General features: G+C 69.4%; 22 protein-coding genes. 10 read left to right on the top strand and 12 right to left on the bottom strand.

The features are described 5' to 3' along the window. Nucleotides 1-332: 332 nt before the first annotated feature. The 3 genes from meaB to D892_RS0132335 all read left to right on the top strand — a co-directional run bounded on the left by meaB (nt 333) and on the right by D892_RS0132335 (nt 3,784). Nucleotides 333-1,313, top strand: a complete 981-nt coding sequence (gene meaB / locus D892_RS0132345) for a methylmalonyl Co-A mutase-associated GTPase MeaB (protein WP_036570608.1) — start codon at nt 333-335, stop codon at nt 1,311-1,313. A gap of 182 nt (nt 1,314-1,495) precedes the next feature. Then, a complete protein-coding gene (locus D892_RS0132340; RefSeq protein WP_024805226.1) occupies nt 1,496-2,167 on the top strand; it encodes an L-2-amino-thiazoline-4-carboxylic acid hydrolase in 672 nt (223 codons plus the stop codon). A gap of 54 nt (nt 2,168-2,221) precedes the next feature. Beyond that, complete coding sequence (locus D892_RS0132335) at nt 2,222-3,784, top strand: adenylate/guanylate cyclase domain-containing protein (RefSeq protein ID WP_051499236.1); 1,563 nt, start codon at nt 2,222-2,224, stop codon at nt 3,782-3,784. 18 nt (nt 3,785-3,802) lie between these two features. On the opposite strand, the gene D892_RS0132330 is transcribed toward D892_RS0132335, so the two are convergent. Continuing rightward, nucleotides 3,803-4,840, bottom strand: coding sequence for a nucleoside hydrolase (locus D892_RS0132330; RefSeq protein ID WP_024805224.1), 1,038 nt, complete (start codon nt 4,838-4,840; stop codon nt 3,803-3,805). Between the two features lie 249 nt (nt 4,841-5,089). Beyond that, complete coding sequence (locus D892_RS0132325; RefSeq protein ID WP_024805223.1) at nt 5,090-6,304, bottom strand: FAD-dependent monooxygenase; 1,215 nt, start codon at nt 6,302-6,304, stop codon at nt 5,090-5,092. A 103-nt stretch (nt 6,305-6,407) separates the two neighbouring features. Here D892_RS0132325 and D892_RS0132320 point away from each other — a divergent pair, with 103 nt between their 5' ends. Beyond that, the gene (locus D892_RS0132320) at nt 6,408-6,980 is read left to right on the top strand and encodes a TetR/AcrR family transcriptional regulator (protein WP_024805222.1); all 573 of its coding nucleotides are present in this window, start codon (nt 6,408-6,410) and stop codon (nt 6,978-6,980) included. Between the two features lie 135 nt (nt 6,981-7,115). Next, complete coding sequence (locus D892_RS0132315) at nt 7,116-7,868, top strand: thioesterase II family protein (RefSeq protein ID WP_024805221.1); 753 nt, start codon at nt 7,116-7,118, stop codon at nt 7,866-7,868. A 3-nt stretch (nt 7,869-7,871) separates the two neighbouring features. Here the strand turns inward: D892_RS0132315 and D892_RS0132310 are convergent, their stop codons facing one another. Together D892_RS0132310 and D892_RS0132305 are read right to left on the bottom strand one after the other, a co-directional pair. Further along, on the bottom strand, nt 7,872-8,252 hold the full coding sequence (locus D892_RS0132310; protein ID WP_024805220.1) for a DUF2784 domain-containing protein: 381 nt from the start codon (nt 8,250-8,252) through the stop codon (nt 7,872-7,874). A 416-nt stretch (nt 8,253-8,668) separates the two neighbouring features. Continuing rightward, nucleotides 8,669-10,129 (bottom strand): SDR family NAD(P)-dependent oxidoreductase, encoded by a 1,461-nt coding sequence (locus D892_RS0132305; RefSeq protein WP_024805219.1) that lies wholly within the window; start codon nt 10,127-10,129, stop codon nt 8,669-8,671. A 206-nt stretch (nt 10,130-10,335) separates the two neighbouring features. Here D892_RS0132305 and D892_RS0132300 point away from each other — a divergent pair, with 206 nt between their 5' ends. Further along, nucleotides 10,336-11,481: an acyl-CoA dehydrogenase family protein gene (locus D892_RS0132300; RefSeq protein WP_024805218.1), complete on the top strand. Its 1,146-nt coding sequence runs from the start codon at nt 10,336-10,338 to the stop codon at nt 11,479-11,481. Further along, a complete protein-coding gene (locus D892_RS0132295) occupies nt 11,465-12,136 on the top strand; it encodes a TetR/AcrR family transcriptional regulator (RefSeq protein WP_024805217.1) in 672 nt (223 codons plus the stop codon). Before D892_RS0132300 ends, D892_RS0132295 begins: the two co-directional genes overlap by 17 nt. Before the next feature lie 356 nt (nt 12,137-12,492). On the opposite strand, the gene D892_RS0132285 is transcribed toward D892_RS0132295, so the two are convergent. The 5 genes from D892_RS0132285 to D892_RS0132265 form a co-directional block, all read right to left on the bottom strand. After that, nucleotides 12,493-13,551, bottom strand: a complete 1,059-nt coding sequence (locus D892_RS0132285; RefSeq protein WP_024805216.1) for a DNA polymerase domain-containing protein — start codon at nt 13,549-13,551, stop codon at nt 12,493-12,495. Further along, the gene (locus D892_RS0132280) at nt 13,548-14,645 is read right to left on the bottom strand and encodes an ATP-dependent DNA ligase (RefSeq protein ID WP_024805215.1); all 1,098 of its coding nucleotides are present in this window, start codon (nt 14,643-14,645) and stop codon (nt 13,548-13,550) included. Before D892_RS0132280 ends, D892_RS0132285 begins: the two co-directional genes overlap by 4 nt. Before the next feature lie 112 nt (nt 14,646-14,757). Then, entirely contained in the window at nt 14,758-15,150 is a 393-nt protein-coding gene (locus tag D892_RS0132275) for a cold-shock protein (protein WP_024805214.1), read from the bottom strand. Nucleotides 15,151-15,188: 38 nt separating this feature from the next. Next, a complete protein-coding gene (locus D892_RS0132270) occupies nt 15,189-16,289 on the bottom strand; it encodes a flotillin family protein (RefSeq protein WP_024805213.1) in 1,101 nt (366 codons plus the stop codon). 14 nt (nt 16,290-16,303) lie between these two features. After that, nucleotides 16,304-16,543 carry a hypothetical protein gene (locus tag D892_RS0132265; protein ID WP_024805212.1) on the bottom strand — a complete coding sequence of 80 codons (240 nt, stop codon included), beginning with the start codon at nt 16,541-16,543 and terminating at the stop codon, nt 16,304-16,306. A gap of 162 nt (nt 16,544-16,705) precedes the next feature. On the opposite strand from D892_RS0132265, the gene D892_RS0132260 reads away from it, so the two are divergent. Further along, on the top strand, nt 16,706-18,235 hold the full coding sequence (locus D892_RS0132260; protein ID WP_024805211.1) for a DHA2 family efflux MFS transporter permease subunit: 1,530 nt from the start codon (nt 16,706-16,708) through the stop codon (nt 18,233-18,235). Nucleotides 18,236-18,297: 62 nt separating this feature from the next. On the opposite strand, the gene D892_RS0132255 is transcribed toward D892_RS0132260, so the two are convergent. Continuing rightward, entirely contained in the window at nt 18,298-19,779 is a 1,482-nt protein-coding gene (locus D892_RS0132255) for an MFS transporter (protein WP_024805210.1), read from the bottom strand. A 53-nt stretch (nt 19,780-19,832) separates the two neighbouring features. On the opposite strand from D892_RS0132255, the gene D892_RS0132250 reads away from it, so the two are divergent. After that, a complete protein-coding gene (locus tag D892_RS0132250; RefSeq protein WP_024805209.1) occupies nt 19,833-20,555 on the top strand; it encodes a TetR/AcrR family transcriptional regulator in 723 nt (240 codons plus the stop codon). A gap of 62 nt (nt 20,556-20,617) precedes the next feature. Here D892_RS0132250 and D892_RS0132245 read toward each other — a convergent pair whose 3' ends face one another. Both D892_RS0132245 and D892_RS0132240 read right to left on the bottom strand, forming a co-directional pair. Beyond that, a complete protein-coding gene (locus tag D892_RS0132245; protein WP_024805208.1) occupies nt 20,618-21,244 on the bottom strand; it encodes a TetR/AcrR family transcriptional regulator in 627 nt (208 codons plus the stop codon). A gap of 20 nt (nt 21,245-21,264) precedes the next feature. Then, nucleotides 21,265-23,166, bottom strand: a complete 1,902-nt coding sequence (locus D892_RS0132240; protein ID WP_024805207.1) for a Na+/H+ antiporter — start codon at nt 23,164-23,166, stop codon at nt 21,265-21,267. 102 nt (nt 23,167-23,268) lie between these two features. On the opposite strand from D892_RS0132240, the gene D892_RS0132235 reads away from it, so the two are divergent. Then, nucleotides 23,269-23,562: a hypothetical protein gene (locus tag D892_RS0132235; RefSeq protein ID WP_024805206.1), complete on the top strand. Its 294-nt coding sequence runs from the start codon at nt 23,269-23,271 to the stop codon at nt 23,560-23,562. The last annotated feature ends 176 nt before the right edge of the window (nt 23,563-23,738 follow it).

The raw sequence follows: 23,738 nt of genomic DNA, 5'->3' as shown, positions 1-23,738 counted from the left end.
GTCGGACCGCCGGTGGCGCCGCAACATCCGGCGCCACCGGGTGCTCGGCACCGTCCGGGTCCGGGGATCCGGGCGATGGCAGGGGAGCCGCCGCGGGCGGTGGGAGCGATCCTCGCTCGCCCGCCGATCCGGCCGGACCCGGCGGCGGGCGTCCGGCAGATGACGAGGATTCCGCCACGGAGGAGAGCGCGGGACGGGGTTCGGCCTCGCGAGGAGGTGGTGCGGCAGTGGATATTCCCGGGACACAGGCGCTTTCGACCGAGCGCGGCCTGGCTCCCGCGGCGCGGGGCGCGGCACCCGCCCGGACGGGTGGTGGCGGCGGCCGGCGTGCGATAGACGTGCCGCGGCTGGCGGACGCCGTGCGCAACGGCGAGCGGGCCGGGCTGGCGCGGGCGATCACCCTGGTGGAGTCGACGCGTGCGGACCATCGGGACGCGGCCCAGCAGCTGCTGCTCGAGCTGACGCCGGATCCGGAGCGCGTCGAGTCCAATCGCGTCGGCATCACCGGCGTTCCGGGCGTGGGCAAGTCGACGTTCATCGATGGGCTCGGCATGTACCTGATCGGCGAGGGCCATCGGGTCGCGGTGCTGGCGGTCGACCCGTCGTCGACCCGCACCGGCGGATCCATCCTCGGCGACAAGACCCGGATGGCGCGGCTGTCGTTGGAGCGCGACGCCTACATCCGGCCGTCACCGACCGCCGGAACGCTCGGGGGAGTGGCCAAGGCGACCCGCGAGACGATCGTGCTGCTGGAGGCCGCCGGCTACGATGTGATCCTGGTGGAGACGGTCGGGGTGGGCCAGTCCGAGGTGACGGTCGCCAACATGGTCGACGCGTTCTGCTTCCTCACCCTGGCCCGCACCGGAGACCAGCTGCAGGGCATCAAGAAGGGCGTGCTGGAACTGGCGGACCTGGTGGCCGTCAACAAGGCCGACGGCAAGCACGAGATCGAGGCCAAATCCGCCGCGCGCGAGCTGCAGGGCGCGCTGCGGCTCATCCATCCCCGCGAATCACTCTGGCGCCCACCGGTTCTCACTATGAGCGGGTTGAACGGGACGGGCCTGGACCAGTTCTGGGACACCGTCCTCGAACACCGCCGAGTGCTCACCGAGGCGGGGGAATTCGCCGAGAAGCGCCGCCGCCAGCAGGTCGACTGGACCTGGACCATGGTGCACGACCAGCTCCTGCGCCGCCTCGCCGAGAACCCGGCGGTGAAATCCCTTCGGGCCCAGGTGGAAAAGGGCGTCCGGGACGGCTCGGTAACCCCGGCCCTGGCCGCCGAGGAGATCCTGCGCGCCTTCGACGCCCGCTGAGCGGACTGGACGTCACCGCGGGGTATGTGTCATCCTGCCGTCGTCAGTAACAATCTGCATCGTTGACGCCAGGTAGGTCGGTGGAGCGCGTCGGCGTGCTCGTTCGGTTGCGAGCACGGTCGGCCGCCTCGACAGGCGCGGTGGCTGTGTTCGGGACCGGACTGTCTCGAAAGGACAGTTTCGTGAACACCGACCAATTCGGCCTCGGCACAGGCGATTACGTTCCCGATCCGGAACACGACACGGCACTGCTCGTCGATGCCTTCTTCGACAGTATCGCCGCGACGGCAGGCGAGCACGGGCCGGCGTCCGCTCCGGCCGCGTCCATGCGTGCCCGGCTCGCGGAACTCGAGGCCGCGAGCGCCGACCGGATCGTGGACGAGCCGGCCCGGTTCAACCTGCGGATGACGCTCGCGCTGGTCGTCGGATACCGCGTCCTGGCGCCGGTACTCGGCCGCGACGAGGCGATATCGGCCGTGCGGCGCGCGTTCGTGGAACCGCTGGGCGACGCGTTGCGCGCCGGGACACGGGCGATGCTGGACAACGCCCCCGACCCGTTCGCCGCCATGGTCGCGGTGTCCAAGTCTCGCGAAGAGTACGCGTTCGGAACGGGTTTCGAGTTCGAGCGTGCCGCCGACGACGACGGCCGCTACCACCTGAACGTCGTGCGCTGCTTTTACCACGAGGTGCTCGAAGCGCACTCGGCCGCCGAGCTGACCCCGGCGATGTGCGCGTTCGACGCCAACTGGATCGAGGTGATCGACCCGGACCGGCACGGCTTCCGATTCGATCGGGACACGACGATCGGCTGGGGCGGAACGCAGTGCCCGTTCCATTTCGAGCGGGTCCGGTAGCGGGCGGTATCGCGCCGCGACGTGGCGGGCGCGGTCGGCACTTAGGCTGCATACATGACCGACGACGTGAGCACCGCCGCGCTCGGGCCGGCCCCGTGGGGGTCGCGGCTGCTGGGATCGGCCGACGAGACGTCCGGGCGACGGCGGCTGCGGGTGCAGACCCTGCTGACCGTTCCGCTGGTGACGGCGAATCTGATCGGCATCGCGGTGGCGATCGCGCTCGTCGGCTTCGTGCTGCCGGGCCCGTCGGTGTTCGGCTGGGATCTGGTGCTGCTGACCTTCGTCGCCGGTCCGCTGTACATGGCCGTGGCGGTGCTGATCGGGGTGGTCTGGGGCACCGTCTGGGGTCTGCGCACACTGCGTTGGTCGATCGACCCGGACCGTGTCCCCACGGAGGCCGAACAGGCGGCCGCGGCACGGGTGCCGCGCCGGCTGATGGTGCTGGTGGGCGTGCTCTGGCTGGGCGGCGCGGCGGTGCTGACGCCGCTGTACGGTGTGGTGGACCCGGGTTTCGTGCCGAAGTTCGTGCTGGGCATCGGTTTCACCGTGGTCGTCGTCTGCGCCAACAGCTATCTGATCGCGGAGTTCGCGTTGCGGCCGGTGACCTCGCGGGTGCTGGAGGCCGCGCCGACGCGCCGGCTGGGCGCGCTCGGAGTGTTCGGCCGGTCGGTCCTGGTCTGGACGGTCGGTACGGGCGCACCGGTCGCGCTGGCCATGGTGCTGGCCGTGCTCTACCTGTCGGGCATGGAGTTCAGCGGGGCCCGGCTGGCGGTCTGCGTCCTGTCGCTCGGCGGCGCGACGCTGGTGTTCGGGCTGGTGTTGATGACGCAGACATTGGCGGCCACGGTCGCGCCGGTGCGCACCGTGCGGCGGGCACTGCGACGGGTCGAGGGCGGCGATCTCGACGTCCACGTCACGGTGTTCGACGGCACCGAATTGGGGGAACTGCAGAGCGGTTTCAACCGCATGGTCGACGGCCTGCGGGAGCGGGAGCGGATCCGCGACCTGTTCGGCCGGCACGTCGGCGCCGAGGTCGCCTCCGCCGCGCTGGCCGGCAACCGCGAACTCGGCGGCGAGGAACGCGAGGCGGCGGCGCTGTTCATCGACATCATGGGTTCCACCACGCTGGCGGCCACGCGGCCGGCGAACGAGATCGTCGCCATCCTCAACGACTTCTTCGCCGTCGTGGTGGGTGAGGTGGAACGGCACGGCGGCCTGATCAACAAGTTCGAGGGGGATGCCGCGCTCGCCGTCTTCGGCACCCCGGCGCCGCTCGACGATTTCGCCGGCTCGGCGCTCGCGGCCGCGCGCGCCATCCACGATCGGCTGGCCGACGGCGCAAGGGAATTCGACGCCGGGATCGGGGTCTCGTCCGGCCGGGTCGTGGCGGGCAACGTCGGCGCGCGCAGCCGGTACGAGTTCACCGTGATCGGCGACGCCGTCAACGAGGCGGCCCGGCTGTGCGAGCTGGCCAAGCAGGAGCCGGGCCGGGTGCTGGCTTCGGCAACCACGCTGGCGGCGGCCGACGAGGCCGAGCGCGTTCGCTGGAAGCTCGGCGATGCCGTCGTCTTGCGTGGCCGGGTCGAGCCGACCGGGCTCGCACGACCGGTCGGCTAGCGCCGCAACGGCTTCCGCCTACTCCGGCGGATATGTCGCCCGGGCGAAGTCGCCGACCCGGGCGATCAGCCGGTCGAAGAATGCCTCGGGATCGGTGCCGGTCACGATGTCCGCGTTGGGTTTCCGGCCCCACATGCCCGCGCGGTCGGCGACGGTGGTGCCGCGCGTGAGGGCACCCCCCAGCTCGACGTCGACGGTGGCCGGCCGGGTGCGCGCGAGGGCCGGATCGAGCGCGACCGCGGCCGCGAACGGATCGTGCATATGCGCGAGATACCCCTGAGCGTGGTCGCGGTGGAACTCGAAATAGAACCGCACGGCATCGGTCACGAACCGCACGATCGCATTGCCGGCCTTGGAGTCCCCGCCGGGCCGGTCGTGCTCGGACAGCAACTCGATCGGAATGCTGTCGGCCCGCTCGGCCAGCCGCACCAGATGGTCGGGAGACATCGCGATGGACTCGGTGACGTTCAGCCCGCACACCACCGGCCGCCGGTCGGCCGGAGCCACGGAGAAGGCGTCGAAGACCTCCTTCCACGCCTCCGGGTCGACGTGCACGTTCCACTCGCTGGTGGGCGTGGTGTTACCGGGATGGTCGAACGCCCCGCCCATCACCACGAGGCGCCGAAGCAGGTGCGGCAGTTCGGGTTCCAGGCGCAGCGCGAGCGCCAGATTGGTGAGCGGGCCCGTGCACAGGCCCACGATCTCGCCCGGGTGGGCCCGGACGGTGTCCACCCAGAGCCGGGCCGCGTCCCGGTCCGACAGCGCCCGCGGCGAGGGCGGGAACGAGGCGTACCCGATGCCCTGCGGACCGTGCGTGTCCTCGGTGGTGCGCAGCGGAACCGCCAACGGCTCGCCGGCGCCCAGCGCGACCTCGATCCCGGGCGCCCGGCACAGGTCGAGCAGGGCGAGATTGTTCGCCGCCACCTGTGCCGCCGGAACGTTGCCCGCGGTGGCGGCGATGCCCACGATCTCGGCCTCGGGGCTGGCCAGCAGATACAGCAGCGCCAGCGCATCGTCGATGCCGGTGTCGACGTCCAGGAGAATCTTCTGCCGCACGGCCCCGAGCCTAGCGACGGACACGAAGGGGTAAACCTCCGGCCGCACCGGAGACCGGCGGCCCCGGTGACTCGCGTGCCGACGCGGTCGACTCGGAACGGGCCGGCGATCCGGATCGTGGTCACGGGTGGTCCGGGAGTTCGTCGGCGAACCGCCGCCGGACCGGCAGCGGGACCTCCGTCCCGTGGGCTCCGCTCCGGTGTCTGGCGGCGGGAGGCCCCGGCCGGGCGGCGGAGGCTCGAATGACGCTCAGTACGAGGGCAACTCGTAACCGTCGGTCGTGGAGAAGAACGCCTTGACCATCACCGGCCGCAGCAACCGCGACATCATGATCCGCACGGAGGCGCGAGCCAGGCTCGCGCCGACTCTGGTGTTCGGCAGCATCATCCTGATTCCGCCGCCGGGCATCTGCTTGGCCTCTGCCAGGAACGGCGTGACCTTCTCCTCGTAGCGAGCGAGCGCCGCCGGCAGATCGGCCGGGGTGGCGGCGACTTCTCCGGTGAGGATGTATGCGCCGACGAGCGCCATGGCGGTGCCCATCCCCGTCATGGGCGAACCACAGTACCCGGCATCACCGGCCAGCGTGACCCGTCCCGCCGCCAGCGTCGGCATATCGATGCGCGCCAGCTCGTCGAAATAGAAGTCGGGCGTCGTCGCCATCGCCGCCAGCACGGCCGGCGCGTGCCACCCGGCGTCGGCGAGCATGTCCCGGATCAGTCGTTGCTGGGCGGAAATGTCGCGGCGCAGCGCGGGATTCGGCGCGGCGCGCAGCGTGATGATCGCCTTGGCGGTCTCGGGGTCTCCATCGGGGCGGATGCCGACGGTGGCGCCGGGAACCCTGCGCATGGCGAACCAGCCGGGCCGCACGCCCGCCGGCGTCGGGATGGTGAAGAACGCCCCGTAGCCGCCGAGGTACGTCGCGAACCGCTCCTCGGGCCCGAACGCCAGCCGCCGCGTCGCGGAGTGCACGCCGTCCGCGCCGACGACGAGATCGAATCGCTCGATGCGGCCGTCGGCGAAGGTCACGTCCACCCCGGCCTCGTCCTGGCGCAGTGCCTCGATCCACTGGCCGTAGCGGTAGTCCAGCTCGCCGCCGGCGGAGACGACCTCGTCCAACAGAACCTGGTTCAGGTCGCCGCGGGTGATCTCGATCTCGGCGACCGGGCCCTTGCCGTCGAACATCTCCATCGGCATGGCCGCGTACTCGTGGCCGCGCGCGTCCACGTAGCACATGCCCAGTTCGCGGAGCTGGTACTTGCGGATTCCGGGCATCAGCCCCATGCGCTCGGCGACCTCGCGGCTGGGGCCGCGCAGATCGACGGCTTGGCCGCCCGGCCGGGGAGCGGTGGCCCGCTCGACGACGGTGACCCGGTGGCCGGATCGAAGCAGTTGCAGCGCAACGGCATTTCCGGCGATACCGCCGCCGGAGACGAGGATGTGCGGAGTGTGTGCGGAGGCGTTCACGGCATCGTCCCGTTCCTTGTTCGAATGTCTTAGACAAATGTCTAACACGCGGGTGGAACGTATGTCTAGAACAAATGTCTAAGACGGCTGATAGGGTGAACGCATGGGAAACCGTGAAGACCTCTTGGCCGGTGCCCGCAAGGCGATCCTCGAGCGGGGGCTCGCCAAGGTGACGGCGCGCGATATCGCCACGGCGGCCGGTGTCAGCCTGGCGGCCATCGGCTACCACTTCGGTTCGAAGGACCGCCTGGTGTCCGAGGCGATCACCGAATCGATCGGAACCGAGATCGGCGACGGCATGGAGGCGGCGATCCGGGACGCGGGGGAGGGGGCCTCGCTGTGGGAGTCGATCGCGCCGACCTGGAACGGGATGCTGGACGTGGTGCAGAAGGACCACGAGCAGGTGCTGCTGAGCCTGGAGAACGGCGTGCGCATCGCGCGTTCGCCGGAACTGCAGGCGTACCTGTCCGAGGCGACCCAACGCGCCTATGCCGACCTGGCGGCCATGCTGTGCGAGGTGCACCCGGACCTGTCGGCGAAGGAGGCCCGCGCCGTGGCGAAACTCTATTTCGTGCTCGTCCAGGGGTATGCCGTGCTCTCGCTGATGGCCCCCGCGGGTGAACTGCTCGACGGTGACGATATGGAACTGGCGGTGAAAACGCTGCGCGCCAAGTAGTTCCGCGGCCGGCTCCGGCCGGTGTCGCGCGCGGCCGTGTACCGGGCCGGTGGACGTGGAATGCTCGGTGGTGGCGTGTCGGGTTCGGCTTGTGCGGGCCGCCCCGGGAAGGTTGCGTATCGAGGAGGCACGATCATGACGGGAAACGGCGTCGGCGCCGATTGGCTGCGGGAGTTCCGGACGGCGGCGCGGCCGCGGACGGTGCTGGTGTGCTTCCCGGCGGGCGGCGGGTCGGCGAGCGCGTATCGGGCTCTCGCGCAACAGATCGGCGACGGCTACACGGTCCTCGCGGTGCAGTACCCGGGCCGGCAGGACCGGCTGGGCGAGCCGATGATCGCCGATATCGAGGAGATGGCCGAACAGGTGGCGCGAGTCCTGCCGGCCGGCGGGTCCGAGGGGCTGGCGCTGTTCGGCCACAGCATGGGCGCCACGGTCGCCTTCGAGACGGCCCGGCGACTGGAAGCGCAGGGGCACACCCTGACTCGGCTGTTCGTCTCCGGCCGGATCGCCCCCACCGCGCCCTATCCGGGCCGTCTGCACGAGGCGCCCGACGCGGAGCTGATCGCGGAACTGGAACGCCTGGCCGACGATCCTGCCGCCGTGTCCGTCCTGCGCAGCGAGCCGAGCATCGCCGAACTCGTATTACCGGCCGTCCGCAACGACTATCGGGCGGTCGAGACCTACACGTTCCGGCCGGGTGATCCGCTGCGCTGCCACATCTCCGCGATGCTCGGCGACGGCGACCCCACCGTCACCGCGGAGCAGGCCGGTGCCTGGCGCGAGCACACCACGGGCGATTTCGAGCTGGAGATATTCCCGGGCCGCCACTTCTACCTCGACGAGAAGGTTCCGCAGGTGGCCAGCTTCGTTGCCGCCCGCCTCTCGTGACGGTTACGGGCGGCGCAGCTGCGCGGGGTAGTCGCGGTGTCGCGACAGCCACCACAACCCGCCCCACGACACCGCGACCACGAGGATGACCAGCATCCGGACGAGGCCCAGCGCACTGCTCGGATACAGCACCCCGGTGATGTAGTAGTCGATGAATCCGCTGGTCGGCAGCTCGCTCTCGCCGGCCCGCCCGCGCGCCCAGTTCTCCAGGTGCGTGAGCGGGCAGTCGACGCCGATCAGCACCGTGCTGAATCCCCACGCGACGGCGGCGGCATGCGTCCAGATGGTCCACTGCCACCGCCACGCCAGGAAGCCGCCCGTCACCAGATAGGCGATGAACAGGAAGTGCACACTCGCGGTGGCATCGGCCAGCACCCGGTACATACATCCAGATTAGAAGGGCGACGCACCCGCGCGCACCTGGCAAATTCGCCGAACCGGTCACTCCGGCAGACGGCGTGCACCGGTGCGGTGCCGGCGGGCTTGCCGCGCAGGACATTCCAATATCCATACACCGATATGCGAATTCGAGCATGTGTCTCGACGAGGGGCGTCTGGGGCCCGGATGGGGGAGTGGCGTCGGCAAATACGCAGAGAGCCAACAACATCGACACGTGAAGTCACGTGCGGGGTCGACGTGAGACGGGCCCGGAGTGGCAGACGGACCGGGTTCCGCCGCAGGTCGATCCGGGAGAGGATATCCAATACCGCTATCGACCTATGCGCATTCAAACATGAGTCTCGATAATGGCGACCGACCGAATCTCGCGACAAAAACAGCACAGAGCGGGAGGCGGTGCTCACCAGTTGGACGGTTCGTAGTCCTTGAGGAAGCAGCCGAACAGGTCGTCGCCGTGCTCGCCGCGGACGATGGGGTCGTAGACGCGGGCGGCGCCGTCGACGAGGTCGAGCGGTGCGTGGAAGCCCTCGTCGGCGAGGCGGACCTTCGTGAAGTGCGGGCGCTCGTCGGTGATCCAGCCGGTGTCGACGGCGGTCATCAGGATGCGGTCGGCCTCGAACATCTCGCGGGCGCTGGTGCGGGTGAGCATGTTCAGGGCGGCCTTGGCCATATTGGTGTGCGGATGGCCGGGGCCCTTGTATCCGCGGCCGAAGACGCCCTCCATGGCCGAGACGTTGACGACGTACTTGCGGCGGGCGGGGGCGGACGACATGGCCGGGCGCAGTCGCGAGACCAGGAGGAACGGTGCCACCGAGTTGCACAGCTGCACCTCGAGCAGCTCGGTGGGGTCGACCTCGGTGACTGTCTGCACCCAGCTGTTGGTGTGGGCGAGATCGGGGACCAGGCCGCCGGCGTCGATGGCGATGCCGCGCGAGATCCGTTCGGGCGTGGCCGATCCCGCGCGCAGTGCCAGTTCGGTGACGTCGGCGGCGGACAGGGCGGGGGCGAGGGATGCGGTGAGGGCGGTGGGGTGCGGTTGCATGGTCTTGCCGAAGGTGACGGTGTCGGGCAGCTCGCCGGCGGGCAGCGGCCCGGATTCGGCCTCGACGAGCGCGCCGTAGGCGCCGGGGGAGCGGCGCACCGTCTGGGCGGCGTTGTTGATCAGGATGTCGAGCGGGCCCTGTGCCGCCACGTCGTCGGCGAGCGCGACCACCTGGGCGGGGTCGCGCAGATCGATGCCGACGATGCGGAGGCGGCCGATCCATTCGGCGCTGTCCTCCTCGGCCGTGAAGCGGCGGACGGCGTCGTGCGGGAATCGGGTGGTGATGGTGGTGTGCGCGCCGTCGCGGAGCAGTCGCAGCGCGATATACATGCCGATCTTGGCGCGGCCGCCGGTGAGCAGGGCGCGGCGGCCGGTGAGGTCGGTGCGGGCGTCGCGCTTGGCGTGGTTGCGGGCGGCGCAGCCGGGACACAGCTGGTGGTAGAAGAAGTCGACCCGGGTGTAGCGCTGTTTGCAGATGTAGCAGGGGCGGGGCCGGGTCAGCGTGCCGGCGCTGGAGCCGACGGTGTTCGAGGACAGCGGGATTCCCGCGGTCTCGTCGTCGATGCGGTTCGGTGAGCCGGTGGCGGTGCCGGCGACGACGGCGCGATCGGCGGAGGTCTTGGCGTCGCGGGCCGCTACGCGGCGGCGGCGCTTGAGCTGCTTGAACATGTGCCCGACGGCGCGCTGCACGGCAACCGAATCGGGGTGGTCCTTGTCGAGCTGTCCCGCTCGGTCGAGCACCCGGAGGCAGATCGCGAGTTCGTCGGGATCGATGGCGGGTTCCGATGCCGCGGGGCTCGTCGGGTCGTTCTCGGCCATCGTGCTGTGTGTCGGTCCTTCGGGTGCGGAGGGTGTGCCGCGCTCATTGTCGCATCGGGTCGGACTTGACCCCGCACGCGGTGCTGGTCGGGGCCGTCGAGGACCGGCCGGAGGGCCGCCGGGCGCTTGTTGACATTGCGCCAATAGTGGTACACGCTGGTGCCGAAGGGCCGGTTCGGCCGGGCACGAGACGAAGGGCAACAGCGATGGCGCGCGCCGCATGGAGCGACGACGAGATCGAGGCCGTACGGGAGTTGGCGAAGAATTTCTTCGACAAGGAAGTGGTCCCGCACGAGGAGAAGTTCGTGGCCCAGGGGCACCCGGACCGTGAACTGTACAACCGGGCCGGCGAGCTGGGGCTGCTGTGCGCCGCCATCCCGGCCGAATACGGCGGCGGCGGAGGCACTTTCGCGCACGAGGCGGCGATCATCGAGGAGCAGTCCTATACCGGCGACGGCGCGCTGGGCATGCCGGTGCATTCCTCGATCATCGCGCCGTACCTCTACGAGTTCGGGTCGGAGGAGCTCAAGCGGCGGGTGCTGCCGAAGGCGGCGAGCGGCGAGATGGTGCTCTCGATCGGCATGACGGAGCCGGGCACCGGCTCGGATCTGCAGAACATCAAGACCCGCGCGGTGCGTGAGGGCGACGAGTACGTCATCACCGGTTCGAAGATCTTCATCTCCAACGGCTGGCTGTGCGACGGCATCGTGATCGCCGCGAAGACCGACCCGACCAAGGGCGCCGCGGGCGTATCGCTGATCTTCGCGGAGGTCGGCGACGACACTCCGGGTTTCGAGCGCGGCCGCATCCTGTCCAAGATCGGCGGCAAGGGGCAGGACACGGCGGAGCTGTTCTTCGACGGGCTGCAGGTGCCGGCGTCGAATCTGCTCGGCGAGGCCGAGGGCCAGGGCTTCTATCAGATGATGCAGCTGCTGGCCCAGGAGCGGCTGGTCACCGCGATCATGGCGGTGGCGATGATGGAGAAGGCCGTCGATCTGACCGTCGAGTACACCAAGGGACGCGAGGCGTTCGGCAAGCCGCTGTTCGCGATGCAGAACACCAAATTCGAGCTGGCCGAGTGCAAGACGCTGGCGACCGTGAGCCGCACGTTCCTCGATGAGGCGATCGTCAAGCACCTGCGTGGCGAGCTGGACATTCCGACGGCCGCTATGGCGAAATATTGGCTGACCGATCAGTTGGGTATCGTGGTGGATCGTTGCCTGCAACTGTTCGGCGGATATGGATATATGACGGAATACCCGATCTCTCAGCTCTATACGGGCGCGCGGGTGTTGCGCATCCTGGCCGGCTCCAACGAGGTGATGAAGGATCTCATTGCCCGCTCACTCTGAAACGACCCCCCGGGACGGCGCCGCGTCCGCCGAGGCCGATTCCCCGGCCCCGCGGCGCCGGCTCGAACCCGACGAGCGGCGCGCGCAGATCCTGGAGTGCGCCATCGCCATGTTCGGGGAGCGGCCCTACGCGGCGGTGTCCACCGCGGAGCTGGCGCAGCGGGCCGGCGTGGCGCGCGGGCTGATCAACCACTATTTCGGCAACAAGCGGGATCTGTATCTGGCGGTGGTGCGCCGGATGGTGACGCTGCCGCGCCCCGACCATATGGTCGTGCCGACGGGTACGGCCAGGGAGCGGGTCGATGCGAGCGTGTCGTGGTTGCTGGGCACGATCGGCGAGCACGGCAGCACCTGGGTGAAGGTGACGGGGCACGAGGGCATCGGCGACGATCCCGAGGTGCAGCGCATCCTCGACGAGGCCGATGATGCCGCGGCCGATCGGCTGCTGCAGATGGTGGGACTGTCGGATTCCGAGCACAGCGGTGAGCTGCGTGCGCTGGTGCGCGCCTACGGCGGCCTGGTGAAAGCCGCTGGCCGGGAATGGATCACGCGCGGCAGCCTGAACCGCGAACAGGTGCACGACCTGCTGGCGGACATGCTCCTGACACTGGTCACCCAGTCGTTCCCCAAGGTCGAGGGAGGCGGCGGCAAGTAGCCGCTCCTGCTCCCGTCGCTCGGGCGTGTTCCGTACGTTGGCCGTCGAGTTCGTCGTACATCTACCGGGCCAGGGGCCACCTGTGTTCGCGCGCCAACTCCTCGATGAACGGCATCCAGAACAAGCTGTTGCCGGGCATGCCCGGCAACAGCACCAGCGGCAAGCCCGACCTGCCCCCCCGACTTGCGCGCTCGCGTAGTCCCGAACCTCGTCTCGAGGTCGATCTCGGTCGATGACACGGGCCAGTCGGCCAACCGTAATGCGCCGCCAGGTAACTCGAATCCGTGCTATTTCCTGCTTCGCGACGCAGCCCGTGCCGGGATGGCGGAGGTGCGTCGTGCCGGGAGGGCGGCGCGCTACTCCTCCTTGCGGGCGCGGCTGGGCTGGACGCGGGGAGGTTCGTCGGGCATTTTCGGGTAGACCGGGGGCCAGGGGGCGTCCATGAGGCCCGAATCCCGGTCGCGTGCGGACATTTTCAGGAGTGGTTCGATCGATTGCGGGGTGCGGTCGGCCCAGGGGTCGCCGCGTTCGGCGACGCGGGCGGGGACGGTGGCGAGGGTGAGGTCGTCGGGGACGATGGTGTCGAGTTCGTCCCAGGCGAGCGGGGTGGAGACCTGGCCGCCGACCTTGGGCCGCACGCACCAGGCGCCGAAAACGGTGCGGTGCGGGGCGTTCTGGTTGTAGTCGATGAATATGCGGCGCCCGCGTTCCTCCTTCCACCACTGCGCGGTGATCAGGTCGCTGTGGCGTCGTTCGAGTTCGCGGGCGAGTGCGACGGCGGCGTCGCGCACTTGGTAGCCGTCCCAGCGCGGTTCGAGCAGGATGTAGACGTGCAGGCCGCGGGAGCCGGAGGTCTTGACGCGGGAGTCGATGCCGAGTTCGGCGCACAGGTCGCGGGTGCGCAGCGCGGTCTGCCGGAGCTCGTCGAGGCCGGTGCCGGGGGAGGGGTCGAGGTCGATGCGCAGTTCGTCGGTGACTCCGGTGGGCGGCAGCAGCGTTCCGGCGGCGTCGTAGACGGCGGGGGCCGTGCCCGGCTCGGCGGCGTCGGCGTGGGTGGGCCAGACGTGGAAGCCCAGAACGCCGAGGTTGACCGCCCAGAGGATGTGCGCGAGGTCGGCGGCGACGAGGGCGTCGCTGGTGGTGCCGTTGGGGGTGGAGACCTCGGTGGTCTGCAGCCAGTTCGGCACGGATTTCGGAACCCGCTTCTGGAACCAGGATTTTCCGCTCGCGCCGTCGGGATAGCGTTCCAGCATGACCGGGCGGTCGCGCACGGTGCGCAGGAACGGTTCGGCGACGGACCGGTAGTAGCGCACCAGATCGAGTTTGGTCTCGCCGCGCTTGCCGAAGTAGATCTTGTCCGGGTTGCTGATCGTGACGGTTCTGCCGTCGGCCTCGATATCCACGGCGGAACTCATTTCCGGGCCCCCGCCTTCTTGGCTTCGGCGAAGATATCGGCGAGTTCGGCGGGGGCGACCTCGTCGAGCTGGGCGTAGGTGCACGATTCGGGGGTGCGGTCGTCGCGGAAGCGGACCAGCCGCCCGCCGTGCCGCAGTCGCCCGGACATGACGTGTTCGTAGCGGATCTCGGCGACGAGTTCGGGTCGCAGGGCCTCCCAGGAGAGGTCCTTGCCGCCGGTCCAGCGGCTCAGGCCACCGGGCATCTTGCCGTCGGCCCTGGCCTGTGCGGCGGCGTCGGCCCAGTCGCGCCAGGGGTGGTTGTCGAGGGCGTTCTCGCGCAGCGGTGCGAGTTCGTCGACGAGTTCCTTGCGGCGGGCGGCGGTGAAGCTGCTGGCCACCCCGACGTGGTGCAGGCGGCCCTGGTCGTCGTAGAGGCCCAGGAGCAGTGAGCCGATGCCCTGGCCGTCCTTGTGCCAGCGGAATCCGGCGATCACGCAGTCGGCGGTGCGTTCGTGTTTGACCTTGATCATCACGCGTTTGTCCTGCAGATACGGCAGGTCGGTGGCCTTCACCATGACGCCGTCGAAGCCGGCGCCCTCGAAGCGGGTGAACCAGTCGTGCGCGATGTCGGGGTCGGAGGTCAGGGGTGTGAGGTGTAGTCGCTCGTGGGTGTTGTCGATGATCGTCTCGAGGAGGGCGCGGCGCTCGGCGAAGGGGTGTTCGGTGAGGTCGCGGTCGTCGAGGGCGAGCAGGTCGAAGGCGACGAAGCTGGCCGGGGTCTCGGCGGCGAGCTTGTTGACCCGGGACGCCGCGGGGTGCAGGCGTTGCTGGAGGGTGTCGAAGTCCAGGCCGTGCTCGGTGACCACGACGATCTCGCCGTCGATCACGCAGCGGTCGGGCAGGGCCTCGGTCAGCAGTGCGACGAGCTCCGGGAAGTATCTGGTCAGCGGCCGGTCGTTGCGTGATCCGAGTTCCACCTCGGCGCCGTCGCGGAAGACGATGCAGCGGAATCCGTCCCATTTCGGCTCGTAGTGGAGGCCGGGGTCGCGGGGCAGGTCGGATGCGGACTTGGCCAGCATCGGCTTGACGGGCGGTAGGACGGGCAGGTCCACGCGATCCTCCTCGGGTCGGTCTCACCCATACCGACGGTGCGGGCGATGTGAATTCATCGCCCGCGACCGCTCAGCAAAGATCGTATGCCCACGGTGTCGGTTCTCGAGAGTGTCAGTTCTCGAGCCAGCCGTGCTGGTCGGCGAAATCGGTCAGCCGTTCGCGGATGGTGATGATTTCGCCGGCCGTGAGGGCGGGGCTGGCGTCCAGGAGGAGTTCGGTGATCAATCGCTTGTGTTCGGCGGCGGTGAGCGGGCCCGAATTGCGTTCGCGAGTGCGCGGCCGTGGTGGCGGGGCGGGTGGCCCCCCGACCGCGGTCAGGTTGACCGCCTTGGGTCCGCGGTCGCCCTCGGTCACCTCGAATTCGAATACTCGGCCCTGTCGCAGCTCGTCCTCGTCCAATCCGATGTCGTTGACGTGGACGAACACATCGGGGCCCCCGTCTTCCGGACGAATGAAGCCGAACCCCCGCGAACTATCGAAGGACACCAATTTCCCGGTAGACACCTACACCTGCTCCTCGTAGCGGTCCCTGTGCGGCCACTCTAACCGTCCTGCTGTTCCTTGTCGGAGGAAAGAGCTCTCTGCAGGGAATTGAACACCGTAAGTCCCTGGCCCACCATGCCGTTGACCATTTCGCCCATTCCCTCGGGGCCGTTCAGGACGGTCAGGTTCGCGTTGTTGAGCCCCTGAGCTGCCTGTTTGACGATTTCGGGGAGCTGCTCGATGAGTAGTTGGTCGAGGGCGATGCGGTTGTTGGAGGCGGCGGCCTCGGCCTGGATGCGGGTGCTGTCGGCCTCGGCCTCGGCGAGGATGCGCACGCGTTCGGCCTCGGCCCGTGCGGGTTTGACGACCTCGGCCTGCAATTGTTCCTCGCGCAGTGCGGCTTCCTTGCGGGCCTGTTCTGCCCGGGCGGTGAGCACCTCCTGCAGGGCGACGGCCTCGGCGAGCGGACCGGATTGGGCGGCCTCCGCGTTGGCCTTGTCGATATCGCGCTGGTAGCCGGCGCGCAGGAGTGCGGTTTCGCGGGCGTATTCGGCCTGTTTGCGCTGGGATTGTTGTTCGGCCTCGGCGGCCAGCTGGGATGCCTGGGCCTGGGCGATCTGGGCGTCGCGCTGGACCGCGGCATTGTGTGGCGCCGAGAGCGCGGAGATGTAGCCGAGATCGCCGTCGTCGATTGATTGAATTTGGAAGGAATCGACCCAGAGGCCGATATTGCTCATTTCGACCTTGGAGGCCACGAGGACCTCGTCGGCGAGTTTCTGGCGTTCGCGGATGATCTCCTCGACCGTCATCGAGCCGACGATCGAGCGCAGATGTCCGGAGAAGATGCGGCCGGTGAGCACCGACATCTCGCGTTCCTGTTCGGACAGGAATCGCTGCGCCGCATTGACGATGGAGGCGGTGTCGTTGGCGATCTTGAAGGCGATCACCGCCCGCACGTCGAGCTGGATCGCCTGTTTGGTGACGCAGCGTTCCTTGATCTCGGCCTCGTACATGGCCAGCGACAGATAGCTGACCTTGCGAAAGAACGGCACGGCCCAGGTGCCGCGGCCGATGATGACCCGGAACGGCGCATTGTCCTTGGCGCGTCCGCCACTGACGAGCATCGCCTCGTCGGGATCGGGTACGTGGTACCCCAGCACTGTTGTCTCCCTTGCTATTGCGTTGTGTCCCCACCCGGTGCGGCGTCCAGCGGTATCCACGGCACGACATCGACGATCCGGCCGGGATTGACCTGCACGACGAGCACCGTGGTGCCGGCGGCGAGTGGTTCGGCGGCTCGCGCGATGTAGATTTCGGTTCCCCCTCGGATCGCGACCAGGACCTCCCCGAGCATGCCTGCGCCCCGGATCGGCGATGTGAGCGTACCGGTAGAACCGTGCACCGGGTCGGTCATCGCGGGGAACTCCTTGCCGGACAACGGTGAATCAGGGCGGACAACGAGGTGAGCGGCACTCTACGGCAATGGTTGCGCAACGTCGGGGCGGAGTCGAGGCGATCGCGGCCGGCACCGGAAAAGGTTCTGGTCATTTGAAAATGCACCTGGCAGGCTGAAGCGGTGACCACTCCTCCGGATATTCCCGCGCCGGCGTCGGACAAGCTCGACGGCGCGGTGTTCAAGGTGGCCGGCGTCGTCGTGCTCGGCGCGATCATGTCGATCCTCGACATCACCGTCGTCACCGTCGCCATCCCGAAGTTCCAGACCGAGTTCGGCGTCACCTATGCCGTCGCGGCCTGGGCGATGACCGGGTACACGCTGGCCCTGGCCACGGTCATCCCGCTGACCGGCTGGGCCGCCGACCGGTTCGGCACCAAGCGCCTGTACATCACGGCGCTGGTGTTGTTCGTGCTCGGCTCGGTGCTGTGTGCGACGGCGTGGGACATGCCGTCGCTCATCGCGTTCCGGGTGATCCAGGGTCTCGGCGGCGGCATGCTGATGCCGCTGGGGATGACGATCATGACCCATGCGGCCGGCCCGCAGCGGGTGGGGCGGGTGATGGCGATCCTCGGCGTTCCCATGCTGCTGGGCCCGATCCTCGGCCCGATCGTGGGCGGCTGGTTGATCGGCTTCCACTGGGAGTGGATCTTCCTGATCAACATCCCGATCGGCGTGGTCGGGCTGATTCTGGCGGTGCTGGTGCTTCCGTCCGACCGGCCCGAGCCGTCGGAGTCGTTCGACTTCCTCGGCATGCTGCTGGCCTCGCCGGGTCTGGCGTTGTTCCTGTTCGGTGTGTCCTCGATTCCCGAGGAACACACGGTGATGGCGGGGAAGGTGCTGATCCCGGCCGCGATCGGGTTGGTGCTGCTGGTGTTGTTCGTGCTGCACGCGGTGCGGACCGAGCATCCGCTGATCGACCTGCACCTGTTCCGCAACCGGGACCTGACCTTCGCGGTGCTGACGATGCTGCTGTTCGCCGTGGCGTTCTTCGGGTCGGGTCTGCTGCTGCCGAGCTATCTGCAGCAGGTGCGCGGCGAGACGGCGCTGGATGCCGGATTGCTGCTGGCGCCACAGGGTCTGGGCGCGATGCTGACGATGCCGATCGCCGGGCGCCTGGTCGACAAGATCGGTCCGGGCAAGATCGTGATGACCGGCGTCGCGGTCATCGCCGTCGGCTTGGCCTTCTTCACCCAGCTGGGCGCCGGGACCTCGTACTGGCTGATCGGCGGGGCGCTGTTCGTGACAGGTCTGGGCATGGGCTGCACGATGATGCCGACCATGACCGCGGCCATCCGGACGCTGACCCACCAGCAGGTGGCGCGTGGCACGACGCTGATGAACATCGTGAACCAGACCGCGGCGTCGATCGGTACCGCGACGATGTCGGTGGTGCTCACGAACCTGTTGAACGACAAGCAGTCCGCGCAGATCGCGATGGGTTCGAACCTGGACCCGTCGATCGCCGAGAAGGTCCCCCCGGACGTCCTGGACGAGGGTTTCACCCAGGCCGCAACCGCTTTCGCCCACACCTACATCGTCGCGGTGGTCCTGGTCGTCCTGACCCTGATCCCGGCGGCATTCCTGTCCCGAGGCAAACCGAAGGATCCGGATCCGGCCGTCGGCGCCCCGGCGGCGATGATGGGGCACTGAGTATCGGTATAGACGAGAACGCTCCCGCCCGGGGAGAAATCTTGGGCGGGAGCGTTTTCGGGTTATGCGGCCGACGGGGCCTCGGCCTGCTGGGGCTGGTCGGGTTTGCGGGTGCGTAGTAGGACCAGGCCGAGGAGGGCGGCGGCTGTGGCGAAGGTGGCGCTGATCCAGGAGCCGACGGACATGGCGGTGGTGTAGGCCGTGCCGGCGGCGTCGGCGAAGCCGAGTTGGAGGGCGGTGCCGATGTTGTCGTGGGCGGCGGGCGGGAGGTCGGCGGGCATGTGCGCGGTGAACTGGCCGGCCAGCACGCTGCCCAGGACCGCGATGCTGATGGCCTGGCCGACCTGTTGCAGGGTGTCGTTCATCGCCGAGCCCACGCCGGCGTGCTCGAGCGGGATGGCGCCCATGATGGCGGCGTAGGCGGCCGGTCCGGCCAGGCCGCCGCCGATGCCCATGATCAGCATCGAGGCCAGCACCCACGGATAGCCGCCGGCGTTGGCCAGTACGGCGAAGGCCGCGGCCATCACCAGCAGTCCGGAGACGATGAGCGTCTTGTTGCTCAGCTTCTTACCGAGGGTGGCGCCCAGCCCGTTGCACACCGCCGCGGCCACCGCGTAGGGCAGCAGCGCCAGCCCGGCCGCCATCGGGCCGTAGCCGAGGACGAACTGCAGGTACTGGGTGAGCATGAGCAACACCGCGCCCATCCCGAACACCATCAGCAGCAGCGTCAGGCAGGTGCCGGTGAAGTCGCGGTTGCGGAAGACCCCCAGCGGCAGCATGGGATTCGGCGAGCGATGCTCCCAGTAGGCGAATCCGGCCGCAGCCGCGATCGCCAGCGCGATGACCGGGATGTTCCACTCCCGCTCGATGATCACGTACACCGTCGCGGTGAGCGCCACGATCGACAGCGCCACACCGACCAGGTCGACCGGCCGCTGCTGCCCGTAGGTCTCCGGCATCAGCGCCACGGTGGCCACGATCGCGATGATCGCGACGGGAATGTTGATCAGGAACACCGAACCCCACCAGAAGTGTTGCAGCAGAAGGCCGCCCAGCGTCGGGCCGAGCACGATGCCGACCATCGACACCGTCGACCAGCCCGCCATGGCCTTGCGCCGCTCGTCCTCGGCGAAGGTGGTCATCAGGATGGACAGGGTGGACGGCATCAGCACCGCGGCGCCCACGCCCATCGCGGCGCGCGAGGCGATCACCTGCCACGGTTCGGTGGACAGCACCGCCACCAGCGAGGCCGCGCCGAACAGGGCGAGGCCGGTGATCAGCATCCGCCGCCGCCCGAACCGGTCGGACAGCGCGCCGGCGGTCAGCAGCAGGCCCGCGAACACCAGCACGTAGGCGTCGAGGATCCACTGGACGTCCGACGGGCTCGCGCCGAGCTCCCGGATCAGCGACGGAATGGCGAGATTGAGCACGGTGCCGTCGATCATCAGCACCAGTAGCGACAGGCACAGGACCCCCAGGATCCACCAGCGACGCGGATCGCGGGCGACCTCAGCGGACGATTCTCGTACAACGTTCGATTCCACTCGCACAGCGTACGATGAACTCGAACACTGTGCTAGTGAATTAAGGTGACGCTGTGGCCAAAGAGTTCTCGTCGGTGTGGACCCGCCCGCCGCGCCGGCCCCGGAGCACGGGGCTGGGGCGTGAGCAGATCGTGGCGGCCGCGGTCGAGTTGCTCGACGCGGAGGGGCTGGAGGCGCTGAGCATGCGCAAGCTCGGCGTGAAGCTGAACGCCGGGGCGACGAGCATCTACTGGTACGTCGCGAACAAGGAAGAGCTTCTGGAGCTGGCGCTCGACGAGTTCTGGGGCCTGGTCGAGGTCCCCGAACCGGAAGGGGAGTCGTGGCGCACGGTGCTCACGACCTTCGCCTACAGCCTGCGGGCCGGCATGCTCGAGCATCCGTGGGTGGGCGGGCTCGTGGGCCGGATGCCGATGGTCGGCCCGCAGGCGTTCGAGCGCAGCGACCGCCTGCGGCGCGCGTTCGTGCAGGCCGGATTCGCCGGGCTGGACATCTATCTGGCCTCCAGCACCGTGATGGGTTACGTGCTCGGCCAGGTCCTTCCTGAGCTGAGCCTGATGCGGGCCGGGGGCGGGGACTGGGATTACGAGGGCGCGATGGCGGTCATGGAGGATCTGGCGGCCGGCTATCCGGAACTGCTCGCCGACTACAAGCGGGCGATGCCGACCGATCCGGCCGCCGCGCGGGCGGTCGCCTACGACTTCGGCCTGCTGTGCGTGCTCGACGGTCTCGAGGCCCGGCTGCCCACCGGCCGGTCGGCGCAACCGCGGCCTTCGTGAACGGCGACTTCGTGAATAGCACTGTGCCGGGGTGCGGCGCCGGGACCGCGCGACCGCCGTGATCAGCCGCGGTACATCGAGCGATAGATGGTGATCACCTCGACGAGGTGGTCGACGACCTGCTCGGGGGTGACCTTCAGCGAGCCGTTCAGCCAGGCCGAGAACATGCCCGCGTTGCCGGAGGCCATGGTGAGCGCGGCCATGCGGCGGGCCACCGGGTCGGTGACGTGGTTGAACAGGTGGTCCTGGATCAGCCGGGTGAATGTCGGCATCACCGCGATCGTGGTCTGGCCCAGGCCGGTGCTCGAGTACGGCTCCACCAGGAACAGCCGGGACTTGCGCGGATCCTCGAGCACCTTGTCGACCAGGACCTGGGCCAGCTCCCGGTCGCGGGTGGGGGAGTCGAGCGCGGCGAAGGCCGTCATCGGCTCCCGGAACTCGTCGGCCACCAGGCGGTAGAGGACGTCGAGCAGATCGTCGCGGCCGGTGAAGCTCTCGTAGAAGTAGCGGTCGGTGAGGTTGGCCCGGCGGCAGACCGCGCGCATCGTGACCGCACCGGCGCCGGCCTCGCCGATCAGGTCCAGCGCGGCCTCGAGCAGTGCGGCGCGGCGCGTCTCGCGGCGTTCGGTGAGCGTCGTCCCGCCCCAGATGCGGGGTTCGGGATCGGCGGAGTCCTGACCAGAGTGCACGGGCCCAACAGTAGTGGCCGTCAGCCGAGCAACTCGTCGACGTAGCACCAGCGCCACTTCTCGCCGGGCTCGACGCTGCGGACCACCGGGTGGCCGGTGGCGTGGAAGTGCCGGGTGGCGTGCGTGCCGGGGGAGGAGTCGCAGCAGGCGACGTGGCCGCAGTCCAGGCACATCCGCAGGTGCACCCAGGTGAGGCCCTCGGCCAGGCATTCGGCGCAGGCCTCCGGCGGATCGGTGACGGCGATGTGCGGCGCGGCGCGCAGATGCTCGCAGTCCCCGGAACCGCGGCCGCGCAGCGGTCCGGTCGGCTCCTCGTCGACCTCGGCGACGCGGTCGATGGTCGACTCCTCCATATCCAGCGTCGCCAGCACGTGCGCGAGGACCTCGTGGTCGACGGTGCCCGCGTCGCGCACCCGCAGCACGGTCTCGCGTTCGGCGCGCAGCATCGCCAGCCGCAGCCGCCGGTACTCGCCGCTGGGAGTGACCCGCACCGATTCGGCGCGGCCGAGCTGTTCCCAGGCGGCGAACGCGCGCCGCGACACCCGGTCGCGCAGCGCCTCGACGACGTCCGGGGGTGTCTCCGGCGCGGTCTCGGCCGCCAGCGCCGCGAGCCCGGCGGCGGTGGCCTGCTGCAGCAGGTTCGCCTCCTGCAGGGCGTCCTCGGCGCGGCTGGGTCCGCGCAGCCGCAGCAGCCGGACCAGCAGGGGCAGCGAAACGCCTTGCAGCAGTAGCGTTCCGCCGACGACCACGAGCGCCAGCAGTTCGAGTGTCGCGCGTTCGGGGGTGTCGTCGGGTAGCAGCAGGGCGGCGGCCAGCGTCACCACGCCGCGCATGCCCGACCACGACACCACGGCGGGCCCGGTCCACGCCGGTTTCGGCCGGCCGGGCGGCGCGTCCGGGTTCCGGCGGGCCATCCACCGGGCGCGGCGGGACCGGATGAACCACGGCAGGTAGATCGAGGGGAACACCCACACCGGGCGCGCCACGACCACCGTCGCCAGCACGGCGGCGCAGGCGAGCAGCAGGGTGCCGTGGTCGAGGCCGCTGTTCCAGGCGTCCTCGACGATGTGCCGCACCTGCAGGCCGATCAGCAGGAAAACGGCGTTCTCCAGCAGGAATTGGATGGTGCGCCAGTTGGTGCGCTCGGCGATGCGGGACGCGGCCGACTGCCACACCGGTGCGCCCTGGCCGAGGATCAGGCCGCAGACCACCACCGCCGTCACCCCGGAGGCGTGCGCGGCCTCCGCGGGCAGGTACGCGGCGAACGGCGCCAGCAGCGACACGCTGGTGTCGAGCACCGGGTCGCCGATGCGGCGGCGCAGCACCGCCAGCACGCCCGCGGCGACCGCGCCGATCAGCGCGCCACCGCCGGCGGCGTAGAAGAAGTCGCCGCCGGCCTGCCAGATGCTGAAGCTGCCGGCCATCGCGGCGATCGCGGTGCGCAACGCCACCAGCGCGGTGGCGTCGTTGAACAGCGACTCGCCCTCCAGCAGCGTGACGATGGGCCGCGGCATCCCGACCCGGCGGGCCACGGCGATCGCGGCCACCGCGTCCGGTGGCGCCACGACGGCCCCGATCGCCACCGCGGTGGCGAACGGGACCGCCAGCAGCCACCAGACCACCACGGCCACAGCGAAAGTGGAGAACAGCACCAGGCCCACCGACAGCAGCGCGATCGGCAGCTTCTTCGGCCGGAACTCGATCAGCGACGTGTTGATGGCCGCCGTATACAGCAGCGGCGGCAGCAGTCCGAGCAGCACCAGCTCCGGCTCGATGTCGATCTGCGGGACGAACGGCAGGTACGAGGCGATCACCCCGGCGACGGTGAGCAGCAGCGGTTCGGCCATGCCGAGCCGCCGGGCGAGCGCGGCCAGCGCCACCGCGACGGCGACCAGAATCACCAATCCGACTGCGATATGCACCTGATCATCGTGCCAGGAGGTGCCGCGACCAGCGCAATCGGTTTCGCCACCGGGTGATTCGACGGGGTGCGCGCACGTGCACCGCCGGTCTAAGATCGCTGAATGTCCGCCACTCTCGCCGAACTCGAGGCCCGCGTCGCCGCGCTGGAGGCCGACCGCGCGGATTACAAGGCCGTGCTGTCGATGGTCAACGTCCTGGGCCAGCAGACCCGCGAACGCCTCGCGGTGCTCGACTCCCAGATCGACGGCGTGGAGCAGCGCCTGGCCGCCCGCGTCGACGGCGCCGAGGAACGGCTGGCCGGCAAGATGGGCGAGACCAACGCCCGGGTCCGCTCCATCGAGGAGAACGTCGCCGAAATCAAGGACCTGCTGATCCAGGCGCTCGACCAGCGCTGAGCGCGGCTTACGACAGAGTCGGGTAAGGGTCCACCCATGTATACGCACGGCTGTCGGCTGTCCACACCGGAGCGCTGGGCAGGTGGCACCGACGTGGTAGGTGGTGTCCGCTGGCTGTCACCCGGCATCGGATGTTCTTCCCGTCGTCCCGGCGTGTTTTTGGCCGGGATCCACGC

The sequence above is a fragment of the Nocardia sp. BMG51109 genome, assembly GCF_000526215.1.
Classification (GTDB): domain Bacteria; phylum Actinomycetota; class Actinomycetes; order Mycobacteriales; family Mycobacteriaceae; genus Nocardia.
Note: the sequence above shows the minus strand (reverse complement) of the source record. Positions and strands in the feature narration are given on the sequence as shown.